A 22,076-nucleotide genomic window follows, 5' to 3' on the forward strand; every position below is an offset into this window, starting at 1 on the left:
CTAAAAACATGCTGTTGCACATTTGGTGCACTGTTGTTGTAAAGCAATGCTTTACGGACTAGGATCATCAATGCTGCTGACTCTTAGTTTTCTTTGAAAACGTTTTAAAATTTTAACAAAATTTGCCCCAAACAATAAACAAAAAACAATATTCCCCACAGCATGAAAAGTATCAAACCAGAAGCTGGCAGCATAGGTAAGGACAAAGGATTGCCAATTTAGAGGTTGAATAAAGGCAGCCCATGACCATAGAGTCATGATGCAGCCAAAAAGATAGCCCCAGATAAAGTTAAAAAAAGCTAATCCCTTAATCCCTATATTGGGATAAACCCCTTTGAGCAGCCCCGCTGAGGCGCCGGCCAGTCCCCAGCTAAACATTTGCCACGGTGTCCACGGTCCCTGACCTAAAAAGAAATTTGATACCAAGGCTGCCGTTGATCCAATCATAAAACCAGCGTTAGGTCCTAAAACAAACCCAGAAATGATTACGATAAAGGTTGTTGGCGTAACACCGGGCAGAGCAGCAAAGGGTATGCGCCCCACCGCAGCAATGGCCACCATCACAGTAATAAAAGCTATTTCCCTGGCTGTATCCTCTCTCTGCTCAAAGCCCCAATAAAGAAAAATCAATGCTATCATCAGTATTTCAAAGGAAAGCATGCCCCAGCCTTGTTTGGCCACAATATTATTATTATTTATACTGACTAGCAGTAACCCCAGCACAATCACTAAAAAAATCGGCAAAGCAAATCGACGTACTCTCACCTAAATCCCTCTTTCAGCACTGGTCTGATAGGTTTTTCTCTCCTGCATCAAGGGTTGGATCTTTTCATAGGCCTGTTGAACCGTCAGGATTCCTGGGCAGTATCCCCGGAAAAGTTTACCCATCTGTGTGGAATAATAGATTGATCCGGCAAAGGTTTCACCGGTTTTTCCGTCACTAACAATCCTTCCATCAAACATCATGATCACCCGGGAGGCATATCTGGCGGCAAATTCAATATCATGGGTAACCATGACCACACTTACCCCTTGTGTCGTCTGGTTCATTAAGAAATTAGCTAACTCATCCTTTAAGCGATAGTCCAGTCCACGGGTCGGTTCATCAAGAACTAAAAATTCTGGTTTGGTTACCATGATCGAAGCCAATGCCACCCGCTGCCTTTCACCGCTGCTTAAATCCCGAGGATTTACTTGCCTGTTAACGCTTAGCCGCAGCTTCTCCAGCAGTTGGTTGACAATTTGCTCATCCCGGATCTTAAAATTTTTCAAGGTAAACCTTAATTCATCTTCTACCGTATCCTGAAAAAGATAGTCGTTGGGATTTTGAGAGAGATAGGCCACCCGGCAGTCTTTATGATTAAATGTCACCTTGCCTCGCCCTGGTTGCAGCAAACCCACTAAGCTCTTTAATAAAGTAGATTTGCCGGCCCCGTTTTCTCCTAAAATAACAATAAATTCTCCCTGCCGGATGGTTATATTGATATCCCGCAGTACCTCCCCGCCATCATCATAGGCATACCATAATTTCTTGACCTCCAACAAATTTCCTTGCCCCAAGACTCTTTCGGTGCATGGTTTTTCCCCTTGCGGCAGGTTCGTTTCGACAGATGCAGACTTTACTTGGAATAATTTCTTTAACTGCTCTCTGCCCTCCTTTATCGTAATAGGCACTGAATAAAAGCCCAACCCAGAAAACAGTTTAGCCACCGGCGGAATAATAGAAATACCTTTAATTGCTGCCCAACGGGCAACCTGTTCCGGTTGAGCGTCCTTTACCACTTTGCCCCTTTCCATCATGATTACGCGATCGGCCAAATGAAAACACCTTTCTAACCGCTGCTCTATGAGTACCACGGTAAATCCCAGTTCCTCGTTAAGCCGCTTGACCAGGTTTAACAATTCTTCCGCTGCCACAGGGTCTAACTGTGATGTTGGTTCATCCAGAATTAAGACACTTGGCTGCATGGCTAAAACAGAGGCCAGAGCGATTTTCTGTTTTTGCCCCCCGGATAGGTTCACAACATCTTTCTGCTTAAGTGCGGTTAGATCCAGGAAGCCAATCACTTCTGACACCCTGCGAAACATTTCCTGTTGGGAAAAACCCAGATTTTCCAGGCCGAAGGCAATCTCCGTTTCTAAATCCGTCATAACCAGTTGCTTTTCCGGGTCCTGAAAGACCATACCCACTTCCCCGGCCAATTGCCGCCGATCCATTTTACGTATGTCCTGTCCTTTGAAGTAAACCTTGCCGCCAAAGCGACCGCCATAAAAATCCGGCAGCAAGCCAGCCAGCACCCGAGCCAGGGAAGATTTGCCGGAACCGGATTCCCCGGCCACCAGAATAAACTCCCCCTCTTCAATATTCAGTTGTATTTTATCTAAGGAAGCCTTTTCGCTTTCAGGATAAAAAAAGGTTAAATTTTGGATTTGATAAAGAGACAATGCTGTCCCCCCCAACTCAACATCACTGGCATGGATAGACATAATAGTACCAACAGTAAAACAACCATGGATGCATTGCTACTAATCAAATAACCAATTAGGGGATAAAAGGTATAGGTACCATAGTCGTGGGCCAAACCCCAAAGACCTATTCCTAAACCTAAGCCACAGCTAAAGATGCAGATAAAATCCCGGGGCCGTAATAAATTTCTTGCATAACTGGATCTGGGTCCACTGCCAAATCCCCTGGCTTGCATGGATTCAGCCATTTCCAGGGAATTTTCCAGAGAGGATAAAAGCAATATACTGACTACAGATGAATAATTTTTCATTCTCTCCAGGAAGGTGCCCTTGTTAAAATCCACGCCCCGCATCCTTTGCACCGTCTTAATCCGTTCAAATTCTCTAACCATAATGGGAAACAGTCGCATGGACATATTGATAACCAACGCGGTTTTACCCGTAAACCTGGCAAAGAAACTTACGGCCTTATCTGGGTGGACCATTCGATTAAACAAGCAAAAAACACTTATTATTTCAATCAATCGGATACACATGGAAGCACTGTAATAGATTGCTTCCATTGAGATCGTCAATTGTCCCACCACCGGAACCTGGGGACCCAGCCAAATAATTGTTTTGCCATTTTGCCCCATTAGGCTATTGATCAACACAATGGGTATCGCTATAAACAAACTAAGTTTTAAGTATTTTTCCCAAACCATTAACCCATCTACGGACCAAATGGCCAGCAGCAGAACCAATAGCAATCCAACTTGGTAAAGAGGGTTGTTAAAGCATAATGCCAATACAAACAATGTTCCCAAGTAAAACAAGGATGCCGCTGGGTGGAAACTTTGTAAGAACAGCCCCTTTTCTTTATACATCAACCAGTCTGTCATTTTAAAATACTCCCCGTCCTAAGCTTTTCAACCGCTTTGCGCGTTTACATGGAACCCTTTCGTGTAACAGAAGTCGGGTTCTTTGCTTCACGTAACCGTTGTTCAAAGGGTTTGCCGTAATATAGATCGGCTAATGCCATTAAAGCATGCTGGGTGGCCATCTCATTCGAATCGGTACCCGCCATATGGGAAAAGGAGCCATCCTTTAATTGAAAACTTAATAAGGCTGTCACAGGATTGCCACCTGGTTTGCTTAACTCGGCATCTAAGGGATTTATGCCTACGGCAAGAAGGCCCCGCATGGCAATGGCACAAGACTCAGCATTGACTGCCCCCCAAGAAGCATACTCCCCTTTCGTTCCCTGGACACTTTTTAAAAAGGTATAGGCCCTTTGGACCACCGGGCTATCTTTCTTCTCACCCAGGGCCCCTAAAGCCATTAAGGCCATGCCGGTTGAGTCCACATCCGACGTGTTATCCTTGGTATACCAATTGAAACCGCCATCCCGATGCTGTTGGTCGATTAGCCACCCTTTGGCTTTTGCTTCATCCGGGATGTCCGCCCCGGCAGCATATAGTGCCAGTATGGCCCAAATATGTGCATTCACCAGCACTTGGCAATTATTGTCGCCCTGTCCGCTGCGGTCACTATTATCAGCAAACTTGCCGTTAGGCAGTTGATTGGCCTGAATCTTTTTGATCAAGTTTTGTCCTTGGAAATTTGTCGGGTCATGGCCTGCGGCAAGCAAGGTTAAAATTAAGATGCTATCATCTGCGGTGGTCTGTGCTGAGGCCAATTGTTTTTGACAAACCTGCTTAACCGGGTAGCCGGCAAGATTTTGGCCTGCCGCAGCAAGGGCCAGATAATTCCAGGTGGCAAACTGTGCTTCCGGTTGTTTAACGCTAGCCGTAATTGCCTTTGTTGCTCGCTCCAGGGCCAGCTTGTGATCAACGGTGGGCTGGGCCAAGGCTTGCATCGGAAAAATCAACATGAAGACAAATAACCCAAGTAAATAGGCCATTGGTTTTTTTCTGTATCGCATAGACTTCTCCCCCCAATATTATTTTTGCATTAACTGCTCCCACTGAGGAGGTGGTACACGAATGCTTTGGCTATACCACCAAATAACGGTATCTCCCTTTTTTACTGCCATTTTGCTGGCACCCTGCATCGGACTTTGATCATTAATTTTATACATCCAACCTCCTTGCCCTCTGTTACGCTGGCTAACAATGGACTCTACCAGGCCGGGATAACGGCTGGACATGGTATACTCTATGCCAGATGCATCCAATACTTCTAATACGGTGCTGACCCCCTGATTCGGTTGCGACACGGTAACACTGCTAGGCCCGTAAAGCAGTTCACCATTCATGCCTACCACTGCCAGATTAATAAGCAACTGATTTTCCTCTGTCTCAGATGTTATATTTCCCTGGCTTTGGGCTGTCACGGAAGCACTGCCGCCCGTGACAGCAGCAGCTTCCGTGACAACAGCCTGAGATACCGGCGGGGCTTTTTCCTGATTTGTGTTATTTTGGGGGATTATTTCACCTTGCTGGTTGTTTGTTGGCACAGCATTGGCTGAAGTTTTATCCTCCGTCTCTTTTTTTACTTCAGGCATGTTTTTCGTGATACTTTCGTCCTTTGCCGCAACCTCCGTTTCCAGCACATTATTAAGGGGGGTAGCTTGGGAGCTAACCTTTGTCTGGTCAACGCTGCTGATTTTATTGCTGTAAACAGCGGGTCCCAAAAGAAAGGCCAATATTACAAAAAGCAAAAGAATAACCTTCGTTTTCCCTTTCATTAAACACACTCCAATAAAGGAATTACATACCTGCCAACAGGCGGTAAATCAGCACCGCACATTCTGCCCGGCTGGTGGTACGATCTGGCCGAAATGTTTCATCGGGAAAGCCTTTAACGAGTCCTCTTTCGGTAACGGCCAACACACTGTCTCTGGCCCAGTCTTTCACATGATCACGATCCGCAAAGGGCAATTTTTGTTCGGAGGGCTGCAACTCCAAGGCCCGGGCCAAAATAGCAGCCACTTCTTCTCGGGTAATGGTATTGTCAGGACAGAAGTAACGATCTTTATATCCCTTAATCAATCCTGCTTCATAGGCAGTTGCCAGATCTCCGGCATACCATTCGCCGGCTTTTACATCTTTAAAATGGTCAGCCGCATCGGCCTTGGTCTGTAAGGCTAACGCTTTGACTAACATACTGGTAAACTCTGCCCTGGTTACCGGCCTTAGGGGCTCAAAATTAGTACCATCTACGCCAGCCAAAAGATTTGCTCCAGCTAGCACTTCGATGGGGTCTTTGGCCCAACCGCAGGAGCCAGCGTTAACGTCAGCAAAGGATTTTACGGTTTCTTTGGCAAAAATGGCATATTTACTAAAATGTTGGATTCTGGCCCAAATTACACCCTTGTTAAGATCCACTACCGAAGGGATGATCACCCAATTGCCGGCATTTGGATCATACCAGGCCAGATATAGGTTATCTGGTTTTACCAGGGGAGGAATAACCACCTGGATGGCTAGGGTTGCCGGTACGGTAAAATTCGTTCCAGCGGGACCAAATTCATAGGTGGCAGACAATTGTTGATAGCCAGGGGGTAAGGTTGTGTTATCCATATCCAGTTTATTTACGGTTATTTCTATATCCTTGGTCAGGGACTCAGCCGGGATAAGCAAGCCTAATTGGCCCCCTTCCTCTACCACTGCCGCACCCTTAGCTGCTTCAACCTTCTGTTGCAATTGCAACTGTCTCTGCAGCATACCTCTTTGGAAAGCCAAGTCCGTCCTATTTATCGGCTGTCTGTCACCCACGACAATCACCGCTTGACCCCCTTGGCCAAGGATACCCAATTCAAATGTATTTCCCTGTAAGCCAAGGATTTGGCTAATATTTTCCAGGGCTGCCAGAGTATCCTCTGAGGCCCGTAATGACTCAGGCAGGTTTTTGTTTTGTTCCTCAAGGTTTGGTGATAAAACAGGCTCCGGCAGTACCTCCCCCTTGGAGACACTATCCCAGGAAGGACCGGGATTACTCACATCACTGCTGTACCACCAAATAATCTGATCTCCCTCTTTAACGGTTTTATCGGAGGCTGCAATGGCCGGTGAACTTCCATTTACCTTATACATCCACCCCTTCAAACCCTCGTTTCTTTGGCCGTCAATACTTGTGATCAGTCCACCCGACTCCGTGTAGCCCAGCCCAGTGGCTTCCAACGCGCCTAGTACCGTGAGTTTTCCCTTGCTATCTTTACTTACCACAACACTGCTAGGTCCGAAAAGTGCTTCACCGTTCTTACCCACTACAGCAATTTCAACACTGCACTGATCCAACTCTGGGTCTGTGGGAAGATTCCCACCGCCGCCAGGAGTTCCTTCACCTGTGACCAATCGGTAAGCAGCTAATGCCTCCGTGGCACCTGGAACATTTTTCAAAGTACCAAAGCTGCCGTCGGGATTCATGGTATTGTTCAGAAGGTAATCGAATGGTGTTAAACCATTGGTATGTTTCCATGCGGCGCTTGCCGGATCGATACCCAGTTTATTCAGGGTGACGATCACGCCGGAATTATCCATTGCCGGGTCGTCCCAGGTAGCATAAACGCCGCCATCCATTTGCTGCAAACCCTTTAAGTAGTTTAAACCACTGACAATGGCCGACTGAAGCTCTTGATCCGCAGCAGCATTCGGCAGGTAAGTAAGTGACCGGATAGCCTGGGTGGTCGAGAGAAAATCAGGGTAATAATAGCTGTCAAAGGTTTCCCCCCAAGAACCGTCTGCCTTATTTTGTTTGGACAGGATATATTCCTTAACATCAATAGCATTTAAGCTGCCCAGCGTTCCCGCTTCACCGAGGGCAATATAGGCCAACATATCACTATAAACACTATTTTCAAAGGATTCCTTGCCGGCGTGCCGCTTTACTAACTGATCAGCTAATTTTTCCTTTTGGGGGGTATCATTCCATTGGTTAAGGGCCAGTAAACACTTTGCCAGCGTATTTGTTCTAGATTTTTTTGTCCAGGCTGAACCGGAACCGGCATACTCATCATAGGATCTTTTCAGGGCCTTTAGGGCAATCAATGTTTCAGCCGTGTTATAGGTACTATCCCAGCTATTAATAGCGATGGCAGCCCTATCCGGGTCTTGCACATCCCTAAGATAGCTCAGACCGTCCTGGATAGTCTCATTTACATCCTTTGTTGCATCAAAATAACTAAGGGCAGTCATAACCTGGGCAGTGGTGTCTGCTTCCTCCGGTGTCCATTCAGATCCCCAGGCTACCCCGGCGTCATAACCAAAAATATCTTTGTGAATCTTTTTTAAACCATCAATATAGGCAAAGGCCTTTTCTTGGTCAATGCCCTCCAGCAGGCCTGCTTTACCCAATGCATGAAGCACGGTCACATGATCATAGATACTTGTTCCAAAGCTGCCATCTGCCGCCTGTTGTTGGGCAATCGAATTCGCTAGGACAGCTGCATCCGGTGCCTTATATTTTTTTTCATGAATTGGGGCCATGCTATCTGTGGGAGGTAAGGTCTGCTCAACTTCAACTACGTTTAAATTAATTTCGGTAACAATGTCTGAGTATACTTCATCCGTAACAGATAATTCCCTTGCAACGTTTTCGTTTAACGCAACCTCATTGTTCATTTCCTCCGTTGTTTCCTCTATGCTTGGGGTTGATTTAGCCTCAAACGTTACTTCTGTTACTTCTGCTTCAATTTCTGTCGTTACTTCTAATTTAGGTTCATCAATTGCTTCCTCGGATGTAATCTCGATTGCTGAAAATGATTCGGCCTCAACGAATGTTTCTGTTTCAATTTCTGGGGCTGCTTCTAACTCGGTTTCATTTGTTGTTTCTTCTGATATAACCTCGCTAGCCGGGGTTTCCCTCACTTCAGCGATTGTTTCTGTTTCTGTTTCAATCTCTGTGGCTTCGTCTAACTCAACATTATTTGCTGCATCCAAACCAATTGCTGCGGCCAGGGTGGGTGCTTCTGCATTGGCTGAGTATGCTTGCACTGCATCAAGGGCTGCCAATTCTTTAGCCAATTCCACCGCTGTGGCTGCTGGGTTGGCGGCAGTAACAGCGGCAGAAGCAAGCACAGCATCCCGGAGAGAGGTTCCTTGGTATATCCACCCGTCTGCTGAAAGGTCTTCGCCTGCCTTGACCAAGGCTTCGATACAGCGATAATCAAGGCTAAAACCTTGTGCATCATAGGTAATGGTACCGCTCTGATATTTCTCTTGGAAGTAATGAATGGCTTTATGAATGGCATCCTCTACCTGCTGCCTCTCTACTCCAGGCACCAGGTCATTTTTAATGGATGCTAAGGCCAGCAACGGGCCTTTCGTTCCATATTCATTGCCTAAAGGTCCAAAGCTGCCATCGTCATTCTGGGTGTTGCATATATAACTGATTAAGGTAAGATGATCCCCCAGCAAATTGGACAATTCTTTGATTTCTTGTTTTAATGTTTTGCCATTATTGGTCCATTTTTCAGACCCCAGATCCTCGCCGCCTAGGGCTAATACGTAGGCAGTATAGCCATCGATTTTTTCACCGGCCTGATATTGCTTATGTATAAATTCAATGGCTTTTTGGGATAACTGACTGGCGGTATAGGTCTTACCCGGTTCACTGGCCACTGCCAGGTTGGGAATCGTTAAAAATGTCGTATTCAAAATAAAACAAAGGGTGATTAGTATTGAAGTAATCCTTAAGCAAATTCTTTTTTTCCTCATTCCGATACTCACCTTTTTCATTCATGTAATTGCGATTTGTTTGTATCCTAGTTGGGCAAATTAAAAACCCCGGTTCTACAAATGTACCGGGGTTTTATGACGATGCCGGGAAACAGCACATACACCATGAAGCCACCTCCTATACATCCGTAGGGATAGTGGTAACCTGGCATAGGCAGATTTCCTGGCTTCGGATCATCGGAACCCCACACCTTCCCAGGTTTTTTCCCAGTGGTATTTTGTGGGGCTCCTCCTCATTACAGTGGCGGTACCGCGTCGGCCTTGCACCGACTTCCCTTTTAAGCTTTACCTTTTCAGAGTAAAGCACCTATTCCAGCAACTAAAGTATTAAGTTAATCTAGCAAGTGGCACTAAGCTTCCTCAACTAAGATAAAACGCCAAGCACAGAACCACTCTTCAGGGTGGGCGTCCGGTGGGCAGCCGATACATTCGGTCTTAATTCTCGAATCAATGGTCCTGGCAAATGTTGCATACTCAACCAGACCGGCAGATTTACAGGGGTAATCATCTAAACCTTGGCGTTTCCGGGCAGACTGCACCCGGCAATCATTCATCTGAAAGACAATACTATTGGGACTTTCATCAATAATGGATTGTACATTGATCCTAGCATACATTCTAAACTGCAGGGCTTTCTTAAGGCCTTCCAGACCTGGTTTTTCCTCTAAGCCTAAGAAACGTTTAATTGAATCTGCCTCGAAGGGTGAAAATTTTCCCCAGCAGGAATCATTGCAGCGTTTAGCATCATTCATGCCATGTTTGAATTCAACAGCCTGGAACCACACTCCATCATTGGCCAGCCAGTTAACTGCTGTATCGTTAAGCAGGGCCAAAAGTTTTTCCCTAGGCATCGCTAAAAAGGGTTTTGGTACACCATTTTCCATTTCAAAGCCAAAGAATTTACCAAAACGCTTCATTTGAATATTAAAGCTCTTCTGGTAGGCTGCATCCAAAATCTTCAGTGCCTCAGGAAAACCCAGCTGATGCTGGACTTCATTAAACCATAAGGCATGATGAATGACAATACGATGAAACATCTCCATGGACAATTTGGCTAATTGCTCATTGCTAAGGTTTTCGTCCCACATTACTTTCTTTTCCATTATTTCCCCTCCTAATTATTTTATATAGGTAATCACATTGGGTGTCATACTTAAATAATCTGGACCATGCTCGGTCATTACAAAACTGTTTTCAATACCAATGGCGCCCTCAGCAAAGATAAATTTAGGTTCCAGGGCAAAGGTCATGCCAGGTAATATGGAGGTCTTCAATCCCTTGGCAAAGATCGGCAATTCATCCACTTCCAAACCTATACCATGCCCGATAAATTTAACCTTATCCTCCTGATAGCCCATAAAATTATCCTTTAGACCCATTTCCTCTGCCAATTTCATGGCCAATAAATAAGGTTCCTCTGCGGGGGTGCCTGGCTTAATTGCTTTGATAATTTCCGACTCAATAAATAAAGCAGCTTCAAAGGCCTTAACCATCCGAGAACTTAATTCACCTATGCAAAAAATTCTGGTTTGATCCGAGGTATAACCATTTACCACACAGGTATAATCAATATAGACAGCTTCATTGCGGCTAATCTTTTTCCATCCGGCACCGTGGGGATGGGTTACAGAAACTCCCGTGCCGCCAATTGGCCCATCTAAGAAACTTGGTGCGGTGGCACTATACCCTGAACAGGTATTTCCTAAAAATAAATCCTGATTAAAGGATCTCATTTTGCAGCAACCGGAATACCCTCTTTTACGCATTTCTGCCTCAAAGAGTGCAGCCAACTCAATCTCCAACATCCCCTCACGTAAAAATGACGGTACCGCTAAATGGGCTTTTCCTATTACGCTTGCGGAATCCCTGATCAATTCTATTTCATAGGGTGATTTAATGGCTCGAATCGTTTTTATAGTTGGTGAAATATCGATAAACTCTGCCTTGGGGAAAATTTTCTGATACCTTTGATACAGATTTACCGGCAGTACATCTAATTCCCAGCCAATTTTTTCAAACTTCGTATAGCCAAATGCACCGAGAATGGAGGGAATTTCCTTAGGACTTCCAAAAGGAACAATATGCTTTAGGGGTGACTCGTTTTTACCCCGTTGCAAGCTCTTTTTAATCGCTAATACCGGTTCACCGCTGGCCGGCACAAACAAAAATGCGTTCTGTACCGTACCCGTAAAATAAAAGAGATCACTATTAAGTAAAATAATTGCTCCATCTAACAGCTGTTCCGTTATTTTTTCTTGAAACCGAGAAACCCTTCGGTCAATTTCCGATTTTGGGGTCAATTTCAACGCCATCCGCATTACCCCCTTTCTCTAAAAAACTAACTGCAAATTGAATATTTCAAATTTTTACTTTATATCAATCAATATTCCCTCATGAATGAGGTTGTCTAGTATTTTCTCAACACCGTCTTCCTTCGTTTCAATATTTTCAAGTGTCAGCAAGATATAATTTGATTCAATGGTTACTTTTAGCAAATCGTCGTTTTGCAGGTTAAGTAATTTGCCGACTTCTAAAGGCAGCAGTAATTGACCGTGCTCATTAATTCTTGAATCCATCTTTCCAACTCCTTTATAATAAATTTTTATAGTGTGATAACCTGTTCAAAATTAGGTTGTGAAATTAAAGGAAAATATTTAGCCTCTTGATTCCTTAATCTAACATTTATATAAGCAACTACTGTGCCAGAAGCCTTCAAATCTAGAATTTAATTATTTTAATTCCCTTTGAAGTATAGAAAGTGGGATGATATCACCCATTACCATCCCCCTTTTTATTCACCGACTATTTATCTGTCTGTGGTTAAATCCTTAGAAACTTGGTATTTTGCCGCCTTTCTGACGATGGTAGAAGCATTTACCTGTAGTTCTTTAGCCATTTGTCTGGTACTTTGATGTTTGGCATAAACCTTTTCAATTAACTGTTTCTCAACACTTTCTATGGCTTCTTTTAGTGGAATGATGCCGGATACCATAATATAGGAGGAACTAAGACCGACTGTATTATCCCTCATGTGGAAAGGCAGGTCTTCGTTCGTTATGATATCCTTAATGGTAATAACAACCATTCTCTCAATCAGGTTTTCCAACTCTCTGATATTTCCCGGCCAGTCATGTTGCATGATAATATCCACTACTTCCGGGGATATACTCTTGTTTCTATTATATTTGCGATTAAATAACTGCATAAAATGTGCCACCAAGGCAGGTATGTCCTCTTTCCTATCACGCAAGGGTGGTATATGAACCGGCACTACATTTAATCGGTAATAAAGGTCTTCTCGAAACTGCTTTTTCTGCACCATGTCCCAAAGGTCTCGATTCGTGGCGGCTACGATACGCACATCCACGTTAATATAATTTTTACCTCCCACCCTAATAATTTCCTTGCATTGTATAAAGCGAAGAAGTTTTACCTGTAAGTTTAAGGGCATTTCACCAATCTCATCCAAAAACAAAGTGCCTCCGGAAGCCATTTCAATATATCCTGGTTTACCCTCTTTTTTAGCCCCGGTAAAGGCTCCACCATCATAACCAAACAACTCTGACTCCAATAAATTCTCGGGAATAGCTCCACAGTTCACCTTAATAAAGGGCTTTTTGGAACGCAAACTATTACTATGAATAATTTCTGCGATTAATTCCTTTCCGGTACCCGACTCACCATTTACTAATACCGTTGAATCAACGGATGCTAATCTAACAACCATATCAATTAGATTTCTCATCTTGGCAGATGTAGCAATAATTTTCTCAGACCCAGCGTACTTTAATTTTAAAGTACGAAGTTCATTTTCATAGTGTTGACTCAGAACTTTAGCCTGTTCCAACTTGTGTTTCAATATATTTAGCTCCGTTATATCCCTTACATTACAGACAACCCTGATTATTTCGCCATCTGTATCCGTTACCGGATTTCCGGTAGTTAGTGTGAGTTTGCCGCTTCTGCTCTTTTGCATCATCGTAATCGATTTCTTTTGTTCCAACACATGGCAAGTTACTGGTTCAGAAATAATACCGTCCTTTTTAATATCCTCGACGCTCCGGCCCAGATATTCATGGAGATCTATACCGGTTAGTTGTCCAAAGGCCTTATTGTAACGTAAAACGATTCCTTGGCCATCTGTTATGAATAATCCATCGTAGGATGATTCGACAATAGCATCTAGTTCTTCATTTAATTCCTTGACATAGCATAGCTCGGTTGACATTTTCTCTATTTCGGATATATCTTGTAAAACTGCCACAGCACCAATAATTTTGCCATCCTTAATCATTGGCGAACGGTTCGAAATAAAGGTACGTTTATTAAATACTACTTTCTTTAGTGTATCAACTTCCCCAGTCTCAATAACATCCATCAGGTCACTGTTTGGAAGTACATCTAATATATGTTTACCTACAGCGTCTTCGGCCTTCACATCAAGAAATTTTTCAGCTGACAAATTCCAGACCTTAATAATTCCCTTATCATCAATTGAAACAATTAAGTTATGGGTAGAATTAATAATTGTATCTAGTTCCAGGGCTATGTTGCGATGCAAATAAAAAAATTTCTTTGCTATATCCCCACGGGTGACGATCCCCACAACCCGTCCCTTTTCATCAATCACTGGCAGTCGGGGTACCGTTGCGTTTATTACATCACTAAACTCATCATCTGGATGACCGGTTAGAAGCTGTCTGGTCATTAAATCTTTCACTTTGGTTTTATTTAGGTCCATACCATTATTGATAACGCGGTAAATATGACTTTTTGTGAAAAGTCCTATTAATTTACCCGTTTTATCCGTCACCGGTGCACCATCAATTTTATTGCCACTAAAAATGGTGACTACCTCACTGACTTTTTGGTTAGGGCTTAAGGTTAAGACAGGCGATGTCATTATTTCCCATACTTTCATGTAGATCACTCCTGGTCAGTGAATTTTTCAAAGGACTATTCTGTCTCTTCCCTCTTGATTTCAAGTTCACTTCGTAAAACTTGGCTTATTTGTGCCCTAAAATAATTTGTCACTACCACAGTTGCCAGTTGCGCCATATAATTTATATTTTACACGTAGCAATTGGTTTGAAAAAGTAAAATTCACAAAATTAATTCAATATTTAGACTAATTTTTTTGTTGAAAATAGTTTTGGGTTGTAAAAATGCTCAACCTGTGCGGCAGAACAACAGTCAAACCAAATCCGCAACAGAGTAATTAAATCAAAGTGTTGGCTCTGTGCAACAGCTTTTTCCGAATAGTCAGTAAATAATCGCGGGAAGCAATCACCTTTTGTGTAGAAATAGGTCAGAAATGTTAATTATTTCGTTGTTTTTTAGACCTAAGAAAAAAACAACCGGGTCTATTCAAAAAGATGCAACAGTGGTTACAGATCAGCAGTGTTGCAGCGGTGCCTTTTGGTATCTTCTTATTTTAAGTTAATACTGGCATGAATGTTGCTATTATTTTAGTAAATAAGATTTGATTATGAATACCGAAGGGAGGAGGAAAAACTTAATACTTCTTTTGCTTTACTGTAATATACCATATATTTATACTAGTTAGTATACTTGTCAACACAGGTAGGTATGCAAATTTTGTACGAAATAAAAATAAATGGGAGGGCGTATAATGAGTCAAGAATTAATTACGGAAGCTCGTAATAAAGCAGGTGGTAATTTCAAGGAAGGTTATAACTGTGCAGAAGCCATCTTTTTGGCCTTTCGGGAGTATTTGGCCCCAGAAATAAGCCCGGAAACAGTGAAGCTGATCACTGGTTTTGGCGGTGGCCTGGGACATGCCGGCTGTATGTGTGGTGCTTTAACAGGCTCCATCTTTGCCTTAAATACAGTTAAAGGTAGAACTTCCAAGGAAGAATCACGCAATCCTGCCTACGAAACAGCCCGTGAATTCCATGACCGTTTTCTCCAACAGTTTGGTTCCACCTGCTGCCGGGTATTAAACGAACATCCCTTTGACAGCAAAGAACACCTCAAAAATTGTTTAAAACTCACTGGTAACACAGGTAAATTACTGATGGAGTTCCTTCTTGAAAAAGGCTATTATAAGGCTGGTGAATAACCCTCTGGTTTTAATTGATTAATTATCGGGTGGATCAAAGGATTTGCCCTGAAAGTTTTGCTACGTACTCATCTATATTTTTCCCTGGGCAGTTGCCTGCCCAGGGATTTTTTTATTGCCTCTAAATTATCCACATGATCCCCCTAATGAATTTTCTAGTTGCTTTGGTGAATAATACAAAGGAGCATAACTTTCACTAGGAGAGGGATACATGACTGCTAATATTCGTTGCAGTATTAATAACTGCCACTACTGGGGTCGGGGAAACAGGTGTCACGCCTCAGAAATATTAATTACCTCCGATATAATGGCCCAGAACCTGCCGGACATGGTTGATGCCCCCTATGCAACCCAAGTCACGGAAACTCCGGTAGCAAAATGCATTGAATCCTGTTGTAAGACCTTTGTGCTAAAGACCGACTATGAGCAAAACTTTGATGGGGTTTTCAAGCAATAATACGCCCCGTCTTCAATGTGTTTCGTCATTATCAATCGTACCGGGAGGGAACCTCGTGCAAACCGTTGGCATTGGTGTCAGTGTCCCTAGAAAGGAATCCCAAGACAAGGTTACTGGTATAGCAAAATATAATACCGATTACCTTTCACCAAAATTACTCTATGCCTGGTTGGTAACCAGCCTCTACGCCCATGCAGAAATTAAGTCCATCGATACCTCGGAGGCCTTGCAGGTTTCAGGCGTCCAGGCTGTGATCACCGGCAATTCATATAATCTGCTCTGTGGCTCAATTATTGAGGATCGTCCCCCCCTGGCCAAGGAAAAGGTCCGATATTTTGGTGAACCCCTGGCAGTTGTCATTGCCAATCGTGAGGCAGAGGCAAAGGAGGCTGCGGGTAAGGTAAAAGTTGAATATAACCCCCTGCCGGTGGTCAATTCCCCCAGTGCCGCTTTGGCAACGGGTGCCCCTTTGCTACATGAAAAACTAGCCTTCTATAAAAGGGTAAAGCCAAGTGAAATATTTCCTCTGCCGGGAACCAACATTGCCCAACATATTAAGATCCGCAAGGGTGATCTGGAAAAGGGTTGGCAACAAAGCGAGGTCATTGTGGAATCATCCTTCTCCCTTCCCCAGTCCAACCATATTGCTATGGAACCCAGAAATGCCATTGCCGAGATTAAACCGGACGGTAAAGTAATCATCCATACCTCCACCCAGGCACCCTTTGATGTTCAAAAGATGCTCAGTCTCTATTTTAAACTGGATGAAACGCAAGTTATTGTGCATACTCCCCTGGTGGGAGGAGGATTTGGGGGAAAAACCGCTGTTCAATTGGAAATAATCGCTTACCTTGCTTCCCAGGCAGTGGCTGGCAGGCCCGTTAAACTTGTTGCATCCAGAGAGCAGGATATGACCAGTTCACCCGGTCATTTGGGACTGGATGCCCAGGTGAAAGTGGGGGCAACCAAGGCCGGCATGATTAAAGCGATGGAAATTACCTATCAGGTAGATATTGGTGCCTATGTTGATTCCGGTTCGCAAATGACCCGGGCCATCTCAGCAGATTGTACAGGTCCCTATAAGATCGATCATGTTTGGTGCGATGCCTATAGCGTATATACCAATCATACGTATGTCACGGCCTTTCGAGGTTTTGGTCGTTTATCCTATGTCTTTGCCATTGAAAGAACCTTGGATAAGCTGGCCTTTGCCCTAGGCATGGACCCCTTCGAACTGCGATTAAAGAATGCCTTAACACCGGATGCCACAACCCCAACCATGGTTCGGTTGAATAAAAGCAATCTCGGGGATCTGCCCGCCTGTCTGACCAAAATAAAAGACCTGATCAACTGGGATGAAGGTGTAAGAAGGGAAATTGGCCCTAAAGTTATCGCCAAAGGCATCAGCTGCCTTTGGAAAACTTCCAGCAGCCCGCCCAATGCCGGTTCCGGAGCCATTATCACCATTAATGTGGACGGTACATTGAATTTAAATGTAGGTACGGTGGAAATTGGCTCCGGCTCCAAAACCAGCCTGGCCCAAATCCTGGCCGAAAAGTTAAAAATGGACGTCAGCAAGATCAATGTAGTCATGGAAGTGAATACCGAAATCAGCCCCAAACACTGGAAAACGGTGGCTAGCATGACCAATTTCATGGTTGGCAATGCGGTTTTGGATGCAGCGGAGGATTTAGTACACCAGCTTACTAATATTGCTGGCATCGTCCTGCGCTGCCCCCCAGAAGTGCTTGAGGTTGGCGGTGGCAGGGTCTATTTAAAAGAGGACCCGGACATTTACATCGAAATCAAAGAAATCGGCAATGGCTATCAATACCCCGGGGGCAATTCCATTGGCGGGCAAATCATCGGGCGGGGTAATTTTATCATGCAACACATCGTCAATATGGACAAGGACACAGGTAAAGGTAGACTTGGACCGGCCTGGGCTGTTGGAGCACAGGCGGTGGAGGTGGAGTTTGATCCCGTAAATTACACCTATCAGATACTTAAGGCAGCAACTGTCATTGATGCCGGCAAAGTTCTTAATCCCAAGGGGGCCAGAGGTGTAATTATAGGAGGCATGTGCATGGGCCTGGGCTATGGCAGCAGGGAGCATTGTCTATATGGTGCAGGGGGCAAAAGGGAAAACCCCCAGTTAAGAACCTATCACCTGATGCGGTTTGGGGAAAACCCCACTTATTTGGTAGACTTTGTGGAAACTCCCCATATTATTGCCCCCTACGGCTTACGGGGCATTGCCGAACACGGTATCATTGGAATACCCGCCGCCCTGGCCAATGCTTTGTCTGCCGCTGCACAGGTTGAATTAAACCAGACTCCCCTGACACCGGAAGCCATTTGGCAAGCCAAAAAGGGGGTTAGCCAATGATTCCCTTTGATTTCGAATACCATAAACCCACCTCCCTGGCAGAAGCGATCGAACTTTTTGCGCGGCTTACGGAACAGGGCAAGGAACCTCTGTATTATGGTGGGGGGACGGAAACAATTAGCTTTTCCAGGCTTTACCAGCTTTTCCCCCGGGCCGTCATCGATATAAAAGGAATCCCAGAATGTAACACCCTGGCATATCGGGAAGGTAAGCTAGTGATTGGGGCAGCGGCCACCCTCAGCCAAATCCAGGCATCCAATATGTTTCCCCTGCTAAGCTGGTGCGGCGGGCGGGTGGCTGACCATACCATTCGGAATAAAATTACTCTGGGAGGAAATATTTGTTCCAGGATCCCCTACCGTGAGGCAATATTGGCCCTGCTGGTCAGTGATTGTGAATTAATAATCTGGGGCCAACAGGGTCAAAGAAGGGTCCCTATCGGCCAGGCCTATAACCAAGCCTTGCTTTTGGAACAGGGTGAGCTGCTGGTACAGATTGTCCTGGATCAGGAAATTACTAAAATGCCCTTTGTTAGTATGAAAAAGACCGCTGATGGCCTTGTAAATTACCCCCAGGATAGGATTGGCTACCCTGTTGTATCTGCCGCCGCACTAAAAAAGGATGACCAAATAAGTTTTGCCTTTAGCGGCCTATGCAGTTTCCCCTTCCGGTCAAGGGAACTGGAGACCTTGCTTAATCACCCCAGTCTTTCTTTGCCAGAAAGAGTTAAGCGGGCCGTCCAATGCCTACCCTCAAATATCCTCAGTGATATGTCAGGGTCTGCGGCCTACCGTGAATTTGTTTGGCAGAATATGCTTACCGCTATGCTACAAAACCTGGAGGGTTAGGATGCTTAACATCGTCAAAAAGGGTCTCATTGAGCTTAACATTAATGGAGAAAAGAAACTTGTGGTGGCTAGACCTGCCGATACCCTTTTACATGTCCTGCGAGAACAGTTGGGGTTAACCGGGTCCAAACCTAGCTGCAAAAACGGTGACTGTGGGGCTTGTACCGTACTTATTGACGGCAAACCCATCAAATCTTGCCTAATGCTGGCGGCTGAGGCCATCGGGCATGAAATTACTACGGTTGAAGGGCTCAGAAATTCCCCTATTCAGCAGGCCTTTGTGGAAAAGTTTGCTTTCCAATGCGGCTATTGCACCTCGGGTTTTATTATGAACTGCCATGCTCTCTCCGTTCACCAGCCTAATGCCAAGGATGAAACAATCAGGGAGTGGTTGCAATCAAATTTATGTCGTTGTACAGGCTATGAGGAAATAACCGAGGCTATCAAAAGTGTTTTAGCCCAAAAATCTGAATCAACTCCTTAAAATAATGGGGAGATTCTTGGTCTATGGAATGAGGTGAATAAATGCACATTATTTATTATGATGTTGGCGGGGCCCATTCGGTACAGACAGCCGCAGGTATCCATCTAAATATCCTGCCTCAAGAAGGGACACCGCAACCGGGAGATCTCTTTAAGATGAAAAAGTTTGATAATATCACCAAGTCCGATTACGGTAGGATTATTTTTATTGGCACAGACGAGCAAGGAAATAGGGTTTATACCCTTAGTTGCCAATATGCCAGCCCAATCGTGGTGCCAGCTATCAAGGATATGCATCGGATTGCGGGAGGTAACCCACAGGAGTTACTGCTGGTCAGCACCTTGGGAACCATTAATCTTCTGATGAAAATAGGTGGTTTTACCTCCCGGCGTCTCAAATGGGTTTCTTTTGGACGGCCCATTGTTGTTAAGGGAACCCTACAGGCATATCCCCAAATTGCTAAATTGGTTAAAGAGGTTAAGGCCATGCTGCCTAAACTACAGGAAGAAAAAGCCTGGTCAAACCAGGGAACACCTGTTTTCAAATCCCCCCGGCCTAGGTGGAGTAACTAAGCATGGCTAATAGCAATAAGCCATTAGCCATGCAACAGGTACTCAATGAATGGGTCTCACGGGGATCATTAGCTAAGGAAATACTGGCCGATGTAGCTAAAAGCCAGGAATAGAATCAAACAGGTAAGAATGATTTTAATCACCTTATCCGGCAGGAACTTTTGGATACTGGCACCAACATAAGTACCCAGCAAGCCGCCAACACCAAAGAGTGCCCCCAACAGCCAATCCGGGGTCACAGCGGTCTGGCTGGCGATACTGGAGGCAGCCAAAATATGATAATAGGTTACACCGGCAATGGAAGTAATAAAAGTACCAGCCATTGCTGCCCCAGCCACTGTATAGATCGGCAAACCCAGCACCGCCACACAGAAGGGGGAAATGAAAGCTCCACCACCTATGCCGTAAATACCACCAATTAAACCAACCACCAGGGAGAGACTGAAAATAGCCACCGTACTAAAGGAGTAGGTTTCACCCCAAAATTCATACTCGATCTTTTTCCAGGAGATGGATTTCGTTTTGACCACTGCCTCAGCAGGCAAACCGGCTGCTAAACGACTGGCGTTTTCCCCCTTTAGCTTTGCTGCCTGTTCGGCAAACTTTTTCTGCATCATTTTGTTTTGCCCTTTGACCCTTTTATTCCAGCCCAGCACCTCTGACAGCAGCCTATAACCCAGAACCAGGAGCACCAAGCCCACAAAAAGCTTGAAAGACTTCGGATCTGGCAGATAGAGAATACGTACCCAAGCCCCAAAGAAAACCCCCGGCAGAGTACCGATAACCACCGCCCAGGTCAGCGGCCAAGCCATACGTCCCTCTTTAATATAACGATATAAACCGCCGGGTATGGCCACGATGTTATAAATCAAATTAGTGGGACTTACCGATGGACTTGTGTAATGCAGTGCACTAACCTGAAATGGCAGCAAGAGAAAGGCCCCGGAAACACCGGCAGAAGCAGTTAATGCAGAAACCAAAAAGGCCACCAATGGTGGTATAAAGGGGAGTACATCAACACCGGAAACAGGAAAATGCATAAGGTTTCCCCCTTAAAGCATATTTCAACTAATTAATTGACTCCCCATAAGTGCACGTTGCATATAGGGTTAGAATAATAATATGTTGTGCACAAAATATTGTCAATACCGGCATGTTAAAATTTTCCCAAACTCAAAAACTGAGCAACTCGCTGAGCCGTGCTAAACTCTTTATGGATCTCCATATGACCAAAGGGTAAAATAACAAAATCCGTTAATCCCGCCAGTCGCACAGATTCCACTGTCACCCGGCCATCATTTTCTCCCTTTAGTAAGCGTCCCAGCAGAAGATTATTTTTATTGCCTGCGATGGCACCTATTTCCCCAGGGCATTTGCTTAGACCTGGCAATTTCCTTACCTGGGAACTTTGTAAGGATGCTAGGGTTTTGCAAATGGCAGGCAATACCCCGAAATACTTGCCTGCCAAATCAGCCAGTTCGCTGCCTTGGTTTGGTGTGGCCAATAAAACACTTCTATTTATTTTACTTCCATGCTTTGATTGGGCCAGCCAACTTCTGATCACTAATCCTCCTGTACTATGTCCCACCAGATATATTTTTTCCTGCTCCTTTAGATTTAAAATAAGATCGTTTAAACTATCTTCAAGCACCCACACACTATGCTCCAGCCGTTTATAGGTAAGTGGTAAATTAACCAGCATACCTTCATACCCCAATATCTCCAGGTTCTTTTTTAAAGGAAGCATATCCCGGCAATCTCTCATAAAGCCGTGTATAAGAACAACTTTATTATTCACCGCTGCACCTTCCTTTCAAAAAGCAAACAGCTTTTACCCGTTGCTCTGAACACTTCCAGGGCTGGAGAGTACTTTGCCTTTATACCATAGGCCCTGCAACCATTGGGAAATCGGGCATCCCAGGTAATATAAAAATGCCTGCACCTTGGGCAGACTGGTTTTTGATCCGTCATCGTGATGCGCCTCTTTCAAGGTTAGATTAGATGAATCTTATTCATCACTTAGATTATTTTTACCTGCAATTTCTACTCTAAAGAATAGAAAGGCCCCTGGAAACCTGCTTATTGGTACAATGCTTAC

19 protein-coding genes and 1 riboswitch are annotated in these 22,076 nt (G+C 44.5%); of the genes, 6 read left to right on the top strand and 13 right to left on the bottom strand.

Annotation, left to right across the window (positions count from 1 at the left end; all coding sequences use genetic code 11):
• Window positions 1-51: 51 nt before the first annotated feature.
• The 10 genes from AC1U9Z_RS07980 to AC1U9Z_RS08025 all read right to left on the bottom strand — a co-directional run bounded on the left by AC1U9Z_RS07980 (window position 52) and on the right by AC1U9Z_RS08025 (window position 14,067).
• Complete coding sequence (locus tag AC1U9Z_RS07980) at window positions 52-765, bottom strand: ECF transporter S component (RefSeq protein WP_479956814.1); 714 nt, start codon at window positions 763-765, stop codon at window positions 52-54.
• The gene (locus tag AC1U9Z_RS07985) at window positions 766-2,445 is read right to left on the bottom strand and encodes an ABC transporter ATP-binding protein (RefSeq protein WP_479956816.1); all 1,680 of its coding nucleotides are present in this window, start codon (window positions 2,443-2,445) and stop codon (window positions 766-768) included.
• Window positions 2,418-3,347, bottom strand: coding sequence for an energy-coupling factor transporter transmembrane component T (locus tag AC1U9Z_RS07990; protein ID WP_333530544.1), 930 nt, complete (start codon window positions 3,345-3,347; stop codon window positions 2,418-2,420). The genes AC1U9Z_RS07985 and AC1U9Z_RS07990 overlap by 28 nt, the downstream gene beginning before the upstream one ends.
• Before the next feature lie 44 nt (window positions 3,348-3,391).
• Window positions 3,392-4,390 (bottom strand): prenyltransferase/squalene oxidase repeat-containing protein, encoded by a 999-nt coding sequence (locus AC1U9Z_RS07995; RefSeq protein ID WP_479956819.1) that lies wholly within the window; start codon window positions 4,388-4,390, stop codon window positions 3,392-3,394.
• Window positions 4,391-4,408: 18 nt separating this feature from the next.
• Entirely contained in the window at window positions 4,409-5,155 is a 747-nt protein-coding gene (locus AC1U9Z_RS08000; RefSeq protein ID WP_479956821.1) for a DUF4430 domain-containing protein, read from the bottom strand.
• Between the two features lie 22 nt (window positions 5,156-5,177).
• Window positions 5,178-9,125 carry an S-layer homology domain-containing protein gene (locus tag AC1U9Z_RS08005; RefSeq protein WP_479956823.1) on the bottom strand — a complete coding sequence of 1,316 codons (3,948 nt, stop codon included), beginning with the start codon at window positions 9,123-9,125 and terminating at the stop codon, window positions 5,178-5,180.
• 157 nt (window positions 9,126-9,282) lie between these two features.
• Window positions 9,283-9,472: riboswitch (cobalamin riboswitch) on the bottom strand.
• A gap of 24 nt (window positions 9,473-9,496) precedes the next feature.
• Window positions 9,497-10,249, bottom strand: a complete 753-nt coding sequence (locus tag AC1U9Z_RS08010) for a DUF6125 family protein (protein ID WP_333530540.1) — start codon at window positions 10,247-10,249, stop codon at window positions 9,497-9,499.
• Window positions 10,250-10,264: 15 nt separating this feature from the next.
• A complete protein-coding gene (locus AC1U9Z_RS08015; RefSeq protein WP_479956825.1) occupies window positions 10,265-11,458 on the bottom strand; it encodes a M24 family metallopeptidase in 1,194 nt (397 codons plus the stop codon).
• A gap of 54 nt (window positions 11,459-11,512) precedes the next feature.
• Window positions 11,513-11,722 (bottom strand): AbrB/MazE/SpoVT family DNA-binding domain-containing protein, encoded by a 210-nt coding sequence (locus AC1U9Z_RS08020; RefSeq protein ID WP_333530538.1) that lies wholly within the window; start codon window positions 11,720-11,722, stop codon window positions 11,513-11,515.
• Between the two features lie 230 nt (window positions 11,723-11,952).
• The gene (locus AC1U9Z_RS08025) at window positions 11,953-14,067 is read right to left on the bottom strand and encodes a sigma 54-interacting transcriptional regulator (RefSeq protein WP_333530537.1); all 2,115 of its coding nucleotides are present in this window, start codon (window positions 14,065-14,067) and stop codon (window positions 11,953-11,955) included.
• 711 nt (window positions 14,068-14,778) lie between these two features.
• Here AC1U9Z_RS08025 and AC1U9Z_RS08030 point away from each other — a divergent pair.
• From AC1U9Z_RS08030 to AC1U9Z_RS08055, 6 genes are all read left to right on the top strand, one after another.
• Entirely contained in the window at window positions 14,779-15,228 is a 450-nt protein-coding gene (locus AC1U9Z_RS08030; protein ID WP_333530536.1) for a C-GCAxxG-C-C family (seleno)protein, read from the top strand.
• A gap of 211 nt (window positions 15,229-15,439) precedes the next feature.
• Window positions 15,440-15,685, top strand: coding sequence for a DUF1540 domain-containing protein (locus tag AC1U9Z_RS08035; RefSeq protein ID WP_333530535.1), 246 nt, complete (start codon window positions 15,440-15,442; stop codon window positions 15,683-15,685).
• A gap of 55 nt (window positions 15,686-15,740) precedes the next feature.
• Window positions 15,741-18,074 (top strand): xanthine dehydrogenase family protein molybdopterin-binding subunit, encoded by a 2,334-nt coding sequence (locus AC1U9Z_RS08040; protein WP_479956827.1) that lies wholly within the window; start codon window positions 15,741-15,743, stop codon window positions 18,072-18,074.
• Window positions 18,071-18,922, top strand: coding sequence for an FAD binding domain-containing protein (locus AC1U9Z_RS08045; RefSeq protein ID WP_479956829.1), 852 nt, complete (start codon window positions 18,071-18,073; stop codon window positions 18,920-18,922). Before AC1U9Z_RS08040 ends, AC1U9Z_RS08045 begins: the two co-directional genes overlap by 4 nt.
• Before the next feature lies 1 nt (window position 18,923).
• On the top strand, window positions 18,924-19,406 hold the full coding sequence (locus AC1U9Z_RS08050) for a (2Fe-2S)-binding protein (RefSeq protein ID WP_479956831.1): 483 nt from the start codon (window positions 18,924-18,926) through the stop codon (window positions 19,404-19,406).
• Between the two features lie 41 nt (window positions 19,407-19,447).
• Entirely contained in the window at window positions 19,448-19,978 is a 531-nt protein-coding gene (locus AC1U9Z_RS08055; RefSeq protein WP_479956833.1) for a DUF3189 family protein, read from the top strand.
• Between the two features lie 68 nt (window positions 19,979-20,046).
• Here the strand turns inward: AC1U9Z_RS08055 and AC1U9Z_RS08060 are convergent, their stop codons facing one another.
• The 3 genes from AC1U9Z_RS08060 to AC1U9Z_RS08070 form a co-directional block, all read right to left on the bottom strand.
• A complete protein-coding gene (locus AC1U9Z_RS08060; protein WP_479956835.1) occupies window positions 20,047-21,018 on the bottom strand; it encodes a sulfite exporter TauE/SafE family protein in 972 nt (323 codons plus the stop codon).
• Window positions 21,019-21,134: 116 nt separating this feature from the next.
• Window positions 21,135-21,776 (bottom strand): alpha/beta fold hydrolase, encoded by a 642-nt coding sequence (locus tag AC1U9Z_RS08065; protein ID WP_333530529.1) that lies wholly within the window; start codon window positions 21,774-21,776, stop codon window positions 21,135-21,137.
• On the bottom strand, window positions 21,773-21,949 hold the full coding sequence (locus tag AC1U9Z_RS08070; RefSeq protein WP_479956837.1) for a uracil-DNA glycosylase: 177 nt from the start codon (window positions 21,947-21,949) through the stop codon (window positions 21,773-21,775). The genes AC1U9Z_RS08065 and AC1U9Z_RS08070 overlap by 4 nt, the downstream gene beginning before the upstream one ends.
• Window positions 21,950-22,076: the final 127 nt, after the last annotated feature.

This window comes from Desulfotomaculum sp. (genome assembly GCF_982386235.1).

Coding starts and splice junctions, on each gene's coding strand:
- AC1U9Z_RS07995 (WP_479956819.1), bottom strand. CDS start 4,390: ATGCGATACAGAAAAAAACCAATGGCCTATTTACTTGGGTTATTTGTC.
- AC1U9Z_RS07990 (WP_333530544.1), bottom strand. CDS start 3,347: ATGACAGACTGGTTGATGTATAAAGAAAAGGGGCTGTTCTTACAAAGT.
- AC1U9Z_RS08035 (WP_333530535.1), top strand. CDS start 15,440: ATGACTGCTAATATTCGTTGCAGTATTAATAACTGCCACTACTGGGGT.
- AC1U9Z_RS08000 (WP_479956821.1), bottom strand. CDS start 5,155: ATGAAAGGGAAAACGAAGGTTATTCTTTTGCTTTTTGTAATATTGGCC.
- AC1U9Z_RS08045 (WP_479956829.1), top strand. CDS start 18,071: ATGATTCCCTTTGATTTCGAATACCATAAACCCACCTCCCTGGCAGAA.
- AC1U9Z_RS08060 (WP_479956835.1), bottom strand. CDS start 21,018: ATGCATTTTCCTGTTTCCGGTGTTGATGTACTCCCCTTTATACCACCA.
- AC1U9Z_RS08055 (WP_479956833.1), top strand. CDS start 19,448: ATGCACATTATTTATTATGATGTTGGCGGGGCCCATTCGGTACAGACA.
- AC1U9Z_RS08020 (WP_333530538.1), bottom strand. CDS start 11,722: ATGGATTCAAGAATTAATGAGCACGGTCAATTACTGCTGCCTTTAGAA.
- AC1U9Z_RS08050 (WP_479956831.1), top strand. CDS start 18,924: ATGCTTAACATCGTCAAAAAGGGTCTCATTGAGCTTAACATTAATGGA.
- AC1U9Z_RS08005 (WP_479956823.1), bottom strand. CDS start 9,125: ATGAGGAAAAAAAGAATTTGCTTAAGGATTACTTCAATACTAATCACC.
- AC1U9Z_RS08070 (WP_479956837.1), bottom strand. CDS start 21,949: ATGACGGATCAAAAACCAGTCTGCCCAAGGTGCAGGCATTTTTATATT.
- AC1U9Z_RS08015 (WP_479956825.1), bottom strand. CDS start 11,458: ATGGCGTTGAAATTGACCCCAAAATCGGAAATTGACCGAAGGGTTTCT.
- AC1U9Z_RS08010 (WP_333530540.1), bottom strand. CDS start 10,249: ATGGAAAAGAAAGTAATGTGGGACGAAAACCTTAGCAATGAGCAATTA.
- AC1U9Z_RS08025 (WP_333530537.1), bottom strand. CDS start 14,067: ATGAAAGTATGGGAAATAATGACATCGCCTGTCTTAACCTTAAGCCCT.
- AC1U9Z_RS08030 (WP_333530536.1), top strand. CDS start 14,779: ATGAGTCAAGAATTAATTACGGAAGCTCGTAATAAAGCAGGTGGTAAT.